Source organism: Paenibacillus agricola, assembly GCF_011440305.1.
Taxonomy (GTDB): domain Bacteria; phylum Bacillota; class Bacilli; order Paenibacillales; family NBRC-103111; genus Paenibacillus_S; species Paenibacillus_S agricola.
This window is the reverse complement of record NZ_JAAOIW010000010.1, coordinates 183,320-198,172: the sequence shown is the minus strand read 5'-3', so window position 1 is coordinate 198,172 and position 14,853 is coordinate 183,320. Positions and strand designations below refer to the sequence as shown.

General features: G+C 47.7%; 10 protein-coding genes and 1 pseudogene. 4 read left to right on the top strand and 7 right to left on the bottom strand.

Features of this window, described 5'->3' with window-relative positions; translation table 11 throughout:
- Positions 1-223 precede the first annotated feature (223 nt).
- The 3 genes from G9U52_RS24800 to G9U52_RS24790 all read right to left on the bottom strand — a co-directional run bounded on the left by G9U52_RS24800 (position 224) and on the right by G9U52_RS24790 (position 5,509).
- Positions 224-1,780 (bottom strand): extracellular solute-binding protein, encoded by a 1,557-nt coding sequence (locus tag G9U52_RS24800; RefSeq protein WP_166153336.1) that lies wholly within the window; start codon positions 1,778-1,780, stop codon positions 224-226.
- Between the two features lie 269 nt (positions 1,781-2,049).
- Positions 2,050-4,383 carry a helix-turn-helix domain-containing protein gene (locus G9U52_RS24795; protein WP_166153335.1) on the bottom strand — a complete coding sequence of 778 codons (2,334 nt, stop codon included), beginning with the start codon at positions 4,381-4,383 and terminating at the stop codon, positions 2,050-2,052.
- Between the two features lie 151 nt (positions 4,384-4,534).
- Positions 4,535-5,509, bottom strand: coding sequence for an aldo/keto reductase (locus G9U52_RS24790; protein ID WP_166153334.1), 975 nt, complete (start codon positions 5,507-5,509; stop codon positions 4,535-4,537).
- A gap of 342 nt (positions 5,510-5,851) precedes the next feature.
- On the opposite strand from G9U52_RS24790, the pseudogene fecD reads away from it, so the two are divergent.
- Positions 5,852-5,953, top strand: a pseudogene (gene fecD / locus G9U52_RS40225) (Fe(3+) dicitrate ABC transporter permease subunit FecD); the annotation flags it as partial.
- A gap of 423 nt (positions 5,954-6,376) precedes the next feature.
- Here fecD and G9U52_RS24785 read toward each other — a convergent pair.
- From G9U52_RS24785 to G9U52_RS24770, 4 genes are all read right to left on the bottom strand, one after another.
- Positions 6,377-7,960: an MBL fold metallo-hydrolase gene (locus G9U52_RS24785; RefSeq protein WP_166153333.1), complete on the bottom strand. Its 1,584-nt coding sequence runs from the start codon at positions 7,958-7,960 to the stop codon at positions 6,377-6,379.
- Positions 7,961-8,167: 207 nt separating this feature from the next.
- Entirely contained in the window at positions 8,168-9,844 is a 1,677-nt protein-coding gene (locus tag G9U52_RS24780; RefSeq protein WP_207953180.1) for an ABC transporter permease, read from the bottom strand.
- Positions 9,845-9,890: 46 nt separating this feature from the next.
- Positions 9,891-11,009 carry an ABC transporter substrate-binding protein gene (locus tag G9U52_RS24775; RefSeq protein ID WP_166153332.1) on the bottom strand — a complete coding sequence of 373 codons (1,119 nt, stop codon included), beginning with the start codon at positions 11,007-11,009 and terminating at the stop codon, positions 9,891-9,893.
- Between the two features lie 30 nt (positions 11,010-11,039).
- Positions 11,040-12,008 carry an ABC transporter ATP-binding protein gene (locus G9U52_RS24770; protein ID WP_166153331.1) on the bottom strand — a complete coding sequence of 323 codons (969 nt, stop codon included), beginning with the start codon at positions 12,006-12,008 and terminating at the stop codon, positions 11,040-11,042.
- Positions 12,009-12,181: 173 nt separating this feature from the next.
- On the opposite strand from G9U52_RS24770, the gene G9U52_RS24765 reads away from it, so the two are divergent.
- From G9U52_RS24765 to G9U52_RS24755, 3 genes are all read left to right on the top strand, one after another.
- A complete protein-coding gene (locus tag G9U52_RS24765) occupies positions 12,182-13,066 on the top strand; it encodes a LysR substrate-binding domain-containing protein (RefSeq protein WP_166153330.1) in 885 nt (294 codons plus the stop codon).
- A 213-nt stretch (positions 13,067-13,279) separates the two neighbouring features.
- Positions 13,280-14,044 carry a MerR family transcriptional regulator gene (locus tag G9U52_RS24760; RefSeq protein ID WP_166153329.1) on the top strand — a complete coding sequence of 255 codons (765 nt, stop codon included), beginning with the start codon at positions 13,280-13,282 and terminating at the stop codon, positions 14,042-14,044.
- A gap of 166 nt (positions 14,045-14,210) precedes the next feature.
- On the top strand, positions 14,211-14,798 hold the full coding sequence (locus G9U52_RS24755; RefSeq protein ID WP_311764924.1) for a DUF1989 domain-containing protein: 588 nt from the start codon (positions 14,211-14,213) through the stop codon (positions 14,796-14,798).
- The last annotated feature ends 55 nt before the right edge of the window (positions 14,799-14,853 follow it).

Below are 14,853 nucleotides of genomic sequence, written 5' to 3'. Positions count from 1 at the left end.
TGCAAAAAAACTAGCATCATGAGCGGTGCCTTTGTTCATGGATTTTTACCGCTAAATCATTTATCTAATCAAAAGATACTTGAACAACAGCAATCGGAGGAACACCCTGGCCGCGCAGATGCATTTATTCACCATACTTTATAGACAGCAAGAAGGACGGGTCACACAATCGGCGGTTACAAACCCTTCCTACTGCCCCGTCCCCACATTGCTTGCTCTTAGCTTATTTACCAAAAAACTCTTTATATTTGGCGCCAAATTCCTGGTATGCCTTTTTAATATCCGGATTCGCATTCAGCTTATCTACATAAGCCTTGTATTCATCCATTGTGATTTGGCCAACAACGGCTTTGATAACCATGGATTGCCATTCCTTTTCGTATTTCGGCCATGTATTTGTCCAAGTATCCGAGTATACGATGTTGAACAGATTCATTTTGCCAACCTTGGCGTAAATTTCAGTTTCTTTAATTTTGGCATCATTATAAGCTTTAGGTGCTGAAGCATTGAATACCTTCATGATATTATTGAAGGACAACGGGAAAGGCTGGTTCGCATTCGTTGTTACTTCCTTAATTCCCAATTCAGTAAGCTGCGGCTGGCCGTCAACTAATTTATGATGGACACCTTCGATACCATAATAGTTAAAATCGGTGAATTCTTTAGTCGTTGTCGTGTTAAAATATTCAAGAATTTGCTTCACTTTGGCTTCAGGCACTTTCTTGGAAATATAGAAGGCTCCGAAGAAAGGTGGAACCAAGGCAACACTCACACCACCAGGTCCCTTCATTGGAGGCAATGTGATGACTTGGGCATCCGGCTGCACCTTCTTAATATCCTGCTCCCAAGACCAATCACGCCAAATATTACGGGTGTAGGAAGCAGCTCGTCCCGTTGCAAACATTTCCTCTGCTTGCGTTTTCTTGATTGTAGAAAATTCCTTCGCCAGAATGCCATCAGCATAAAGCTTACGGAACCAATCGATCATCTCCGTATAGTTAGGGGTAAGCGATTCTTTCATCAAGCCCCCTTCTTTATCATAAATCGGATCAAGTCCGCCAAAGGCAGCCAGGTAAGCAGGGTCTCCATCAGCTATGAAGAAATCATGGCCCAGAATACCAACCGTATCCTTTTTGCCGTTACCGTCCACATCCCCATCCACAATTTTCTTCAACGCTGCAGCATATTCATCAAGCGTTTGTGGAACCGGAATGTTTAATTTATCGAGCCAATCCTTACGCATTTTGATCCCAGGATCAATATTGGGACGATTGCGGGCTACCCCGTAAATTTTTCCGTTCACCTTCATGTAATTCCATACATTCGGATCTGCATTTTTCTTCAGATTGGGATATTGGCTGAAATCGCCAAGCAATGGGGTCAAATCCCAGAAAGCGCCTTGATTGATCGCATTAAGTAGAGTCGACCGCGTCGCTGATTGCGATACAATGACCTCTGGAAGATTGCCAGAAGCCAGTACAAGATCGAATTTAGTATTGTAATCGCCTGATGGAATCCATTCGATGTCCAGCTTGCTGTTCGATCTTTTTTGGAACTCCGTCCAGTACTGATCACTCATATTCGGAACCTCGGCAAAGGATGGAACTAGAAACTGGATCTTGGTCGGTTCGGTTACTGCGGGCTTGTTATCCTTGGTTGTTCCAGTAGCTGTACCTGTTCCTGCAGCAGGTGTGGCTGCGCCTGAACAGCCAGCCAATAAACTGATGGACAGGACCGGAGCGACCACCCAATTGATTTGCTTGCGTAATGACCTTTTCATATTACCCCTCCTAAAAAGTTATATTAGTCTCGAAAGCATTCCACTTTGATGCTATAAAGCCATCCCTCTATCCTCCTGCGGCGTTCTTGATGAACATCTACAGCGCCAGCCGTTCTTGCGTCTTAGGAAAAGGCTTTTCGTTGGCAACGCTTTCTTTCAACAGCATATTCGCAATTTCGCGAACATGTAAGAGACAAATCTTTTCCTATAAGGGGTTTTGCTGCTTAAGAGCAATTACTGTCTGATTCCTTTTTGAAATGTCCGTTCTATTATCCATTGCGATTCTCTGACCTGAACACACCTGGTGTCATTCGCGTCAGGCGTTGAAACACACGGGTTAAATTACGTTCAGAATAGCCGATGATTACAGCAATTTCACTAATGCTTTGGTCGGTTTCCAGCAGCAGCCGTTTCGTTTCCTCAACCCGGCACTCCACAACAAACTCCAGGAAGTTGATCCCCATCTCCTTCTTGAACAAGCGGCTCAAGTAGGAATGGCTAATACCCATCCGTTCCGCACATAACACCAATGAAATATCCTCCGTGCAATGCTCGCGTATATATTTGCATACTTGGCGGATGACGGACTGGCCTACATTATTGTAATAATCCTCGGTAAGCTTCTTATATAAAGGAAACAAAACCTCCACGAACCAATCGGTTATTTCCTGCGAGGTATGCTTGCTCTCTAGCTGCCCAAACAAATTATGCTCCAAAATATCCAAAATGCTGCCCTCTTGCTTTTCAAGTGAGGTAATGATGGCTGATACTAATACATAGTAGCTTTGGTGGATGAAATTATACGATTGGGAGATGTTAAGCGCCTTTGAAAAGCCAGTAAGCGACTGCTCCGCCTCCTCAAGCTCACCTTTGGTTAAAGCCTCGATCAATGTGCTCTCCAGCTCCCTTGGATACCGAAAGGCTGAGCCGGTTTTCGAGTTTTCCAGATCCTCAATATGCAAAATCGAATCGGAATCGTGGTAAATCCGATATTGTAATGCAAGCTCTGCTTCCTTATAAGAAACAGGAACGTCGGCAATATGAGAATAACATCTACCCATGCCGATTGAGGCTTCAAAGGACAAATAATTTTTCAGTGATTCACGGACCGAGGTGGCAAACTCGATTACTCTATGATACAGCTTCAACTGCTCCGTATCATTTTTCCATTGCAATAATGCGATGCCTTTTCCTTGATAGGGGAATACATAGCCATTAAGATTGGAGCTTTTGCCCATTAGCTCCTGCATCACATTCGTGACGGCAAAGGCAACAATCGGCTTGTCTCCAGGAAGGAAACGCCGTTCCTTATACACATTTTCCACCTCAACAACCATCACGACATAATTCGAATTAATGGTCAATCCGTAGGTGTGGCAATCTTGGATTAAGGTTTCGCTGCGAATATAATCCCCATTCAAAAGCTGCTGTAAGCATCTCTCGCGAAGCGTCGGTTGAATTTTCTCCATATAGCTGCCCAAATGCTGGGTTTCCTTGCTTAAATAATCGATACATTCCCGAATATAATCGAATTCGTTTTCCTTACTTTGAATTTTTCCGGCACCGATCGTTTTGCTGTGCTTGATTAGCTGCTCAATGGGGCTGTAGGCTCTTTTCGTACTAAAATAAGTAATAACAACAGCCAAGGCGATCAAAAAGAGGACAGTCAGCATCGTAAAAGCACGAATCCACATCAATCGGCTGGCAATCATTTCTTCAGATACAATCGCAACATACGTACGCCCAAACACACTTTTGACGTAGGAGTAATGAGCCTTCTTCCCATCAAGCCCAACATTATAAAAGCTATCAATATTATTATCGGATTCGCTAATCGTTTGCAGGGCAGACAAGTTAGCTAACCTGTTTACATTCGTAGTTGTATGGTTATTCGTAAGCAAGGAATCTTGGTAATTCACAAATACCAATTCCTGTCCTTTAGACATAATTGTTGTATCCGCTTGCAAAAATTTGCTAACGATCTCCGTTTCAACTTGAAAAGCAATAATTCCTTTGGAAGAGGAGCTTCCTGTAATAGGCAGCCTTCTGGCAAAGGTTAGATAGCCCTCCTTCTGGCTTACGGGCAAGTAGGTCCAGCTTGATAAGGACTCTTCTTTCATTAAAAGTTGAACATCCTCCTTATATTTATACGCCTCTGCATCCATCGTTCCATACGTGTTGGAAACTACAATATGATCGATGTCGTTATAAAAGTAGATCTCACTAATAAAATCGGTGGCGTTTTTGGCTACAGTAATTTTGTCCAGCAATTCTTTGTGCCACACGGTTGGATTATCCGTAATTCGATTGGCAAAAAGGTCATGGATCGTTGGGTCGGCAGCTAATTGCAGTGATTCCTTCTCAATATTTTGTAAAATGCGCTCTGCCCTGTCCTTCAACAAAACAAGCGAGGACTTGCTTTCATCCATAATTTCGTTCTTCATGCGATCCATAGACAAATTGTAATAAACCGTTCCGGCCAGAAGAATGGGAAGGCACACGGCAAGACAGCCAATCCAGACAAATCGGTGCAAATATTTGCCGCTGCGGCCTGTGTGGCCAAAAAATAAATATCGGTATCCTTGTACGAGCCGGTTTGCCATAAAATCCTCCTTAAGAAAAATCTGCAGGTCTATTCAGTATAAGGTATATGTCTTAAGGCGATAACGGACAGTTCTTGCACTATCTGTATAAACATGGTGTGCAAGAGGCAATAACAAGTATTGTCTCTTGCATCTTGGCAGAAAATGAGCGTTATTCAATAATTGATGAAGCGGTTGCAGCATCCAATTTAATGTCCACTGCACCCAGGCTATCCAGCAGATGCTGTTTATTTTTACAGCCAATAACCGGGATTACAGGGAAATCCTGTGCCAGCAAATAGGCCAACGCTATTTGATTCGTGCTTCCCTTTTGCTCTTGGGCAATCTGCTCAATTCGCTCCAATCGGGTTAGATTCACCTCATTCATATATAAGCGGTACACATTTTTATTCCTCAGCTCGGGTGACACCTCCTGACCTCTCCTATATTTGCCGCTAAAAAATCCGTTCGCCTGCGAGCTGTAAGGGACAAGCGCTATACCTGTGCGTGTATGCCAGTCAATCAAGGGCCGGTCGGTAATGACCTGGCTCACATCCTTGATTGAGCCCGGGTTGACCTCAGCCAAGCTCCATAAATTGCTTACGGCAACGAAGCCTTTGTAGCCTTGCTGCTCGGCATACGCCGTAGCTTGCTCCAAACGCTCCAAGGTCCAGTTCGAGCAGGCATAATAACGAATATTCCCCTTGCGTACATGGGATTCCAATATTTCAATCAGCGTCTCCACAGGGATCGTGCGGTCGTCACGGTGCAAATAATAAATATCGATGAAGTCGGTCATTAGCCGCTCCAGGCTTCCTTCGATATCCTGTGCGATTTCTGCCGCCGATAGCCGCGATACCGACGGGGTATCCAGCCGCGGATGCCCGCCTTTGGTAGCCACGATCATCTGCTCGCGATTTCCCCTCGCCTTCAGCCACTTGCCGAGAAACCGCTCGCTGCTATGCGGCTCAATCGGCAGCCAGTTCGCATACACCTCGGCCGTATCCAGAAAATTGCCGCCATGGTCCAGATAGGTGTCCAAAATATCATTGGACTCCTCCGTACTTATCGAACCGCCGATATCCGAGGTTCCCATACAAATAACGGCCGCCTCTAAATCGGTATGTAGCAATTGGGTATACTTCATGCTTGATCGCTCCCTCTCGAACTCCAGAATATAGAAAGGACATCTGCCGATTTGAAAAAATTGTTGGTCACGCCTGCAAATTCCCTAAGAAGGAGATGTCTAGGAATAGGGTAACTCTGTATCTGCCTATCGTCAAGGTATAAGAAGGATGATACAATCCCGGCGTGATTAGCCCTTTTGTTGTTGGAGTTGTCTCATTTTTTAAGATTGTCATATTTTCGATAATAGTATTCGTTAGACGTTTCAAATATAAGAAACAGGTGCAGCACACGCTGCCATAGGTCGTAATCGTCATCCCGCTGGCCTGGATACTCGGGCTGCAGCTAGATATTATCCAGTTGGGTCGCCGATGCCCTCGAACGCGGGCTGCTTCCGCCGCTGGAAATTTCGGCGGGGCTGATTGTAGCCATCATTGGCTGGACTTACTTCCTGTACCTACTTTAGTGGCAGTCCAGACGCAAATAGTAGACTTTCGGCAATCGGCAAATAGTCAGCGAGCATCTGGAAGCAAACGAATAGAGTAGCAAATGCAGATGCTCAAGTGCCAAGTGCAAGTAACTAAGCAGGAACATCCAAAGAGGACTTATTTCCTGAAATATGCTATTACTCGTTTTCAGAGTCAGAGCTCAGCCTTCCCCAATTAATGGGAGCTGCCAAAGAGCGCCAGTCGGGTGTTGTGTAACGATATTGTACAACTAAGGGAGATTCATTGCACAAAATAATCAACAAAAGGGAACCTGAAGAGATCATACTCTCCTGGTTCCCTTTTTGTTGGAGTTTCCGATGAAACATATGGTTTCAGAATTCTTTGAGCCACAGTGATAGTGATAGTCTACATCTATTACTTTAAAGCTTGAGCACACTATTTTAAAGCTTTAGCACACTACCTGCAGATAAGGCATGAAGCCCGGCATAGCCTTCTTGCTTCAATTGTTCGCAAACAGCCTCAGTAGCTTGCCTCCCCGTATGGACAAGCAAAGTATGCTTACTTGGTGCTGAATCCAGCATCAACCGTACATCCTGTAAACCTTGATGAACCTTATAACGGATAAATTGTACCCGTTGCTGTGTAGGCACTGTCGCAAATACTTGTGTAACTGTCGGTTGAGAAGCTGGGACTGCTCTACCATAAAAGGTCCGCTGCATGGAGGGCGTATGATAACCAGCATGAAGCAGTTGATGAGCAAAGCTGCCTTTGGCCAAATGCCCGGTCAAAATAACTACGCCATCTGTATGCTGGCTTAGCTGTTCATAGTACCATTGGCTGCGAGCGGATTGCAGCATCCCATCATTTGTGAAAATAATACGCCCACCAGTAGCGCTAACAGCTTGCTCCCGTTTGGCCTCGCTATCCACAATAACAATTTGTGGATCAGCCAGACAATATTGGATGCGTGTAACGGCATCTGGATGCAGCCATTCGGGTTCTTGCAGCATTTTTTCAAGCCCAGCTGCAATTTCCTGTTCAACAAAGATTTGGGTACCTACGAATGTTTCGCGTGCCCATAATAGCATTTCTTGCCCTCTGCCATAGGTAGGGACGGGCAACAATACAGCAGCATCAAGCTGTAGCGCTCGATTGATCTGCTCACACAATTGCTCCAGCTTATGCTGCTGTTGTTCACTATCCATGCCGTACGCTGCATCGATAATCGCCAAGGTAATAGGCGGCGCTTCTGATGAAACTGGGGGCACTTGGTTCGCCGGCTCCTGCAACCAAGGCACTTGGTTCGACTTTAGCCTATGCGGTTGCGGTTTATTATGCGGTCGCTCCTGCGATTGTGATTGATGTAGCCGCTCCTGCACCGGCTGCTTCTGCTGCTGCGGTGCTTCATGCAGCCTAGCCAGCAACTGCTGCTTCTGCTGCATTGGTTCCAGCTCCTGCGAGGGCTCCTGCCGCTCCAAGCGCGGCCAATCTGCGGCCAGCAGCGCCGACTCGGCGGTATAGTCGCCGGAGTAAAACACCAGGCTGCCTGCTATATTCAGCAGCAGCCAGATCGAGCCGGCCAGGTGGCCGCTACGCCCCCAGCAGACGCTGAGCTGCGGCGAAAGCTGCAGCCAGGCACCGGCTGCGACCTGCTCGTCGATATACGCGTAGCGTATCGCCGCAATATCGCGCTCCGCGTAGGGCAGATCAGCCCCCTGCGAGACCACATACCGCTTCCATGCCGCGAAGTACGCGGGTAGCTGCTCGCAGGTAGCTCGGGTTGTCCATACGATGCCGGTATACCCCATCGCATAGAGCAAGGGAATCGCCATAGAGTGATCCTCATGGGCATGGGAGAGGAACACGGCATCCAGCCGAGGAACTATGCCTTCATCGAGCAGCGGATACTCGCCATTGCCCTCCTTTTTCACCCCACAATCAAGCACAACTCGGGTCTGCCCTTCTTCAATCAGATAGCATGAGCGGCCATGCTCACCAGCGCCTCCCCATACTGTTGCTTGCATTTCGTCACACTCCAATTATGTTTTTCGTGCTGAGTTTGCTCAAGCCAAGCATCCTTGTTGCTCGCCTCTCGTCACACTCCAATTATGTTTTTCGTGCTGAGCTTGCTCAAGCCAAGCATCCTTGTTGCTCGCCTCTTGTCACACTCAATTATGTTTTACATGCTGAGCTTGCTCAAGCCAAGCAGCATCCTTATTGCTCACCTCTTGTCACACTCCAGTTGTGTTTTTCGCGCTGAGCTTGTTTAAGCCAAGCAGCATCAAGGTTGTCAAACCGACGGATACCACTGCCATTGCCATCCCGAGTGATACCTTCCCCTGCTCAAACTGGGCAAAAATATACGTAGCTGATGTTTCCATCGATGGTGGCAAAATCATCAGTGAAGCTACCAGCTCACGAACCGAGATCGTGAACGTCATCATCCAGCCCGCCACCATGCCGGGTATAATTAAAGGCAGCAAAATTCGCCGGAAAATATAAGCCGGGCTTCCGCCAAACACCCGCCCCGCCTGAAACAGCGAATCATCCAATTGCGCGAAATTGGCTTTTACATATTGCACCGTATAAGGAAGGAAAAATACTACATACGTCAACACGACCATCCCGTAGGTGTTATAGAGCGGAATCGGCATCCAAGGCGAGTTCCAGAATAAAATTAGCCCCACCACAATGACGATACCCGGTACCGTATTGGGCAGCAGGGAGAACAAATCGGTTATCCGCTGTGACCATGTTGCCGAGCGCTTAATCATCAGCGCAAAGTACGTGCCTAGTATAACGGCAATCGTTGCCGCTACAAGCGACAGGCTTAAGCTGTTCATCAGCGCCTGCATGCTTTTCGAGCCCCAGGTTAGCAGTTCCACATAATATTGAAACGTAATATTGTTCCACTGGAGGCCGACGCCACGCAGCTTCATTAGTGATGCCGCCACAATCGAGAAATAAGGGACAACAACCGCCAAACCGAGCAAGCCGGCGACATAGGTCCAGGCCAGCAGCTTTTGCCAGAGGCTCATCCCGTATATTTTGCCACGAGAGCCTTTACCACTTACCAGCGAATACGTGAACCTTTGGCTGACCAAGGTCTGCATATACCAGATCAGCAGGCAGGTGCTTAAAAGCACCGAGGCCAGCGCAGTCGCTTTGCCAAAATCGATCGGCCAGCTGGCAATATATTTGTGGATTTCCGACGTTAGCACGTAAAAACCGATTTTTCTGCCAAAGGTTGCAGGTGTGCCAAATTCGGCGATCGTTTTCACAAAAATCAGCAGCGCTCCCATCGCATAGCTGGACAGCAGCAGAGGGATGATAATGCGGCGAAAGCTGTACAGAAACCGCCCTCCGTGAACGCTGGCCGCTTCCTCCTTGGTACCGCCGATTTGTAGCAGCGCGTTGCGCAAAATCAGATACAGAAACGGGAATAGATGCAGGCACATAATCACAACCATCCCAAACATACTGAAGAAGATCGGGGTTAAAAATGCCACCCCAGGCAGCAGCTGCTCCAAATATCCGTTTTTTTGCATAAATAAAATCCAGCCCATCGAGCCGATGTAGGGCGGTGTCATAAATGGAATCAGCAGCACCACATCCAGCCAGGCATGCTTACGCATTTCGGTACGGGCGAATATCCAAGCCAAAGGCAAAGCGAGCACCGTGGTTCCTGCCACTACACAAATCCCGAGCAGGATCGAGTTCCAAAAGACCTCGCCCAATTGCCCTGCAATAATCGCTCTGAATGGTGCCAGCAAATCCAACGAGCCTTCGGAATAAACGCTGGTTATAAAGATAAAAAAAAGTGGGATGACCACCAGCATTGCCAGCAGCAATAAGGCAAGGGCCATCCCGAGCTTGCGATAAGAAAACGAGCTTGTTGTATGCTCCATAAAATCACTCTTCACTTGTTTATTTCGGTGCCTTTATTGGTTGCTTCTACTTAAAAATCTGTGTGAATTTCTTTGTTGAAGCATCACCGTTCGCATCCATCCAAGCCCAGTCGATTTTCATCTGTGGAATCTGGTCAACGCCTGGACGGTTTTTGGCAGGAATATCTTTACGGCCTGGCAGCAGGAAGGTATCAGCGATCATTATTTGCGCTTCATCTGACAACAGGTAATCGATATAGGCTTTGGCAGCATCCGGGTTTTTCGTTGTTTTGATAATCGAAGCCGGACGTGGGCTAATGACCGTACCGCTTGCAGGGTAAATCATATCAATCGGCTCGCCTTTTGCTTTTGCTTGGTAAGTCAGGTAATCCACGCCTGCTACTACGATACTTTTTGCACCTGTAATAACAGGATCCAAGGCTTCTTGGTTCGCGCCTGCCATCGCTACGCCGTTTTTCTTATATTGCTCCAGCAGTTCCCAGCCGCTATCTCCTTTAGTGCTCAAGTAGCCGGTGACAAAATCAAGCGCAGAGCCCGATAACGCTGGATCCGGGATATTCACCTTGTCCTTCCATTCTTCCTTGGTAAGATCTGACCATTCCTTCGGAGGTGTAGGAACCAACTTCGTATTGTAGCCAATGCCCAGTGCAGAAGCGCTATAGCCGAAAAAGTGCCCCTCTTTATCTGACCATTCAGCGATGAGCTTATCCGCATTTTTAGCGTCCTTGTATTCCATGGTCAAACCGCTTTTTTTCAAGCCCTGGGTTGCAGGCAATGAGGCCAGGATGACAACGTCAACAGCCGGATTCGCTTTTTCAGCTTCCATCCGTGACAATACTTTACCTGTTGTGCCTTGGAACATTTCGATCTTCACGCCTGTTTTGGCTTCATAGCCCTTTTGGATCGATTCGGCGAGCTCCTTGGGTCCGGCACTGTAAACGACCAGCTTACCGCTTAGCTTCTTCTCTTCCTTCACCTCTGCTGGCTTTGCAGTTGTAGAAGCTACCGGCTGCTCTGCCTTAGGCACCATGGCATTCGATGCGGCTGCACCGTTGCTCGCCGTGCTTGCTGGCTGGCTTGCTGTTCCACAGCCAACCACTCCGAATCCCACCATTGCTGTAAGTACCATTAACGCGCTGTTTTTCAAACCTTTTCCGATAATCATGTAAATAAACCTCCTCATAATTGGTAGATCTTAGCCAACGATTTCGTGAATTTGCTCACGGGTAATGTAAACCTCAACCTCTTCGCTAATTGGTTTTCGTTCCCAGTGGTAAGCTGTCCATAATCCCAAGCTGCCCATATCAAGCTGAATGTCATAACGATCCCCCAAATAGCTCACGCTATGGATCTTGCCCTGGTAAGCATCCATCGTTGCCTCGGTTCGCTCCCAATGGATCTGCTCAGGCCGAATTAACAGCTTATCCGGAGCCAGCCAATTGGATTTCCCAATAAACTGGGCGATAAAGGGATGTGCGGGGGTATTATAAATTTGCTCCGGTGTGCCTCTCTGTAAAATGCGCCCTTCCTTCATTACAACGATTTCATCGGACATCGACATCGCCTCCACCTGGTCGTGCGTTACATATAAGGCGGTTAAACCGATATCCCGTACTAGGCTAGTCAGCTCGATCCGCATTTCATCGCGCAGCATCGCATCAAGCGCGCTGAGCGGTTCATCGAACAACACAAGCTGCGGCTTCGTTACGACGGCACGGGCAAATGCAACACGCTGCTGCTGTCCGCCGGATAGCTGGTGCGGGAACCGCTTCTCCATCCCTTGCAGACGGACCATCTCGATGGCCTCCTGTACAACCAGCTTCAGCTCCTTCGTCCTTCCCGATGCCCGCAGCCCGAAGGCGATATTCTCGAATACGGTCATATGCGGCCATAAAGCGAAGTCCTGGAACACCATCCCGAAATTTCTCCTATGCGCTGCTTTATCTACACGTTTAGCGCTGGAGAACAGAATATCCTCGCCCATCCTCAGTTCGCCACGATCCGGCGTTTCGAGTCCGGCGATCATCCGCAGCAGCGTTGTTTTGCCACAGCCGGAGGGTCCGAGTAATGTCGTGAAGCGACCCTGCTGTATCGTTAAATCGGTTTCGTGCAGCGCTTGGACCGGGCCAAAGCTTTTTGCCAATCCTTGAATGACCAAATCCATAAAAGTACCTTCCTTGTATTCGACGTCATAAACTCATTGTAGAGGGCAATATTCATCAAAGTGTTATCGTCACGTAAAGGTTTTATTAAGTTTATTCATGCAATCTATTCAAACCCATAGATTTTATCTATACTAAGCAGGAGCTTGCCTATTAGAGCAAAGGGAGATGCACTATGAACCTGCTTAAATTACAAATGATAGAGCTGATTGACAAATATAAAAAAGTTACTGCCGTAGCCGAAGCGATGGGTTTAAAGCAGCCGACTGTTTCCTTTCATATGAAAAATCTGGAACAGGAGCTGGGTGTACAGCTCTTTGAATCACGTGCTGGCAAGGTGCTTTTGACTGAGGCGGGACGATCGCTGCACCACTATTCCATCAAAATCAACGCCTTGGCACAAGAAGCTGAGCGGGTTGTCAAGGAATACGACCAATTAGGCCGTGGCACGCTAAAAATCGGCGCCAGCTACGTTCCCGGCACCTATATGCTGCCCCGTATACTCAGCAGCTTTGCCAAGGCTTACCCACGTATCCAGCTTTCCTTGATTGTGAAAACCGCGCCGGTTATCAAGGAATTGCTGATTAACCATGAGATTGACCTCGGCATGATGTCCTGCGAGCCGTTCCAGCTTCCACCACTATTCGGGGAAACCTTTTGCGAGGATGAGCTGGTGCTGATTTGCTCACCAACGCATAAGCTGGCTTGTCATCCGCAGTTATTTCCCGATCAATTAGAGGGCGTCCCGTTCCTGCTGCACAGCCCGGAATCCAGCACACGCCAACTGACAATGAAATGGGCTGTAAGTAACCGCGTCGAGCTAAATGGGCATATGGAGCTGGATTCCCTGGAGGCGATCAAGCAGGTGGCGATGCTCGGAGAAAGCATTTCGTTCGTGTCGCGCCTGGCCGTTGAACGCGAGGTAGAGCGGGGCGAGCTCGTGTTCCGGCCGATTCCGCAGAACCCTTTTAAACGCTACGTGTATTACGCCTATAACCTGGATCGCCGCCAATCTACCTTGTTGGAGGGCTTTATCGACCATATGAGGCAGCCTATTTAGAATATCAACACGAGGCGTTGACATTCCGTTAACAAATACTCTCTATCATCAGCCTTGCAAGTAAATGACAAACGTGTAGTGAATAACTTGCGGAGCAGCACTTATAAGCTGTACATGACCATAATAATTGAAACGGACTGCCAAAAATCGCGATTAAATGGTTGACATTCTCGTTACGTCAAGGTGTACGATAAGTTTGTGAGGAGGTGGAGCATGGAATATACCGTGCAAAAGCTGGGGTATCTGGCCGGTGTCAGTACGAGGACGCTGCGTTATTATGATGAAATCGGCTTGCTGAAGCCAGCAAGAATCAATTCATCGGGATATCGTATTTATGGTCAAGCCGAGGTAGACCGGCTGCAGCAAATTCTGTTCTACCGAGAGCTCGGGGTGAGCCTGGATGGCATTATGGATATTATGGCAGGCCCGTCGTTTAATAACGACCTGGCACTGAGGGAGCATCGCGAGAAGCTGCTGGAGAAACGCAAGCAATTGGATCAATTAATAGCTAATGTCGAAAAGACACTAGCTCATCATGAAGGGAAAATTACAATGGCTAACGCTGAGAAATTCGAAGGCTTTAAGCAACAATTGATCGAGGATAATGAACAACAATATGGCAAGGAAATTAGAGCCAAATACGGCGATGAGCGAATTGACAAGTCCAATAGCAAGCTAAAAGGCATGACAGAGGAGCAAGCTAAGGCGATTGAGAAATTGGGTGCTCAGGTTCTGGAGACTTTGTCCGCCGCTTACGCGACAGGCGATCCCGCAGGGGAGCTGGCGCAAAAAACGGCTGATTTGCATCGGCAATGGCTCAGATTTTATTGGGACTACTACACCAAAGAAGCCCATGCAGGCGTTGCCCAAATGTATGTGGATGATGAACGATTCGCTGCCTACTATGATAAGCAGCAAGCTGGTGGAGCTGTATTTTTACGGGATGCTGTGTTGATTTACACAGGAATGGCTACATGAACATTGCGAACCGCCTTATAAAAGTCTCGCCTACCCAATCCCCTCATTAATACAGGCTCAAGGACTATCGCAAGATGGGATAACATGCAAATTCATGAGCATGATCTTTCCTGCCGCAAGCCATACTGTTAAGGTACCTGCATATGGCAATAGGAGGCATACAATGATCAAACAGCAATGGATAATTCCCGCTACCCAAGGGCTGGGCTTTAAGCTTATGAAAGGGCAGGTCGTCCGGGTAACCGATGTAGAGGGCGAGCAGGTGGCTGATTTCGTAGCCTATCGTGCTAACAATCCGAGCGAACGGCTTGATCCTGGCGTAACGATGGATGCTCTGGGTACTATGAGTGTGAAGCCGGGGGATATCATCTACTCCAACCAATACCGGCCCCTGCTTACCTTGGTTTCGGATACGGTAGGCAGGCATGATTGGATTAATCCTGCCTGCCGTCCTGAAATGTATGAGCTGCTCTACCATAAACATCGTCATGCCAGCTGTTACGATAATCTGAACCAGGCTTTAGCCGAATTCGTCATTCCGTCGCCTGACCAGCATTACCCGTTCAATCTATTTATGAACACAGTCATTCATCCATCCGGACAAATCAGCATAGAACGACCGCTATCCAAGGCGGGCGATTATGTCGAGCTTCGCGCAGAGATGGACCTGGTCGTGGCCGTATCAGCTTGTCCATGCGAAGAGAGCGCCTGCAATGGATATAATTGTACACCCATCGCTGTGGAAGTGATGTAGGCATTCACCCATCCATCCTTCTTCGCATAGTATGCTTCATACTAGTGAAGGAGGC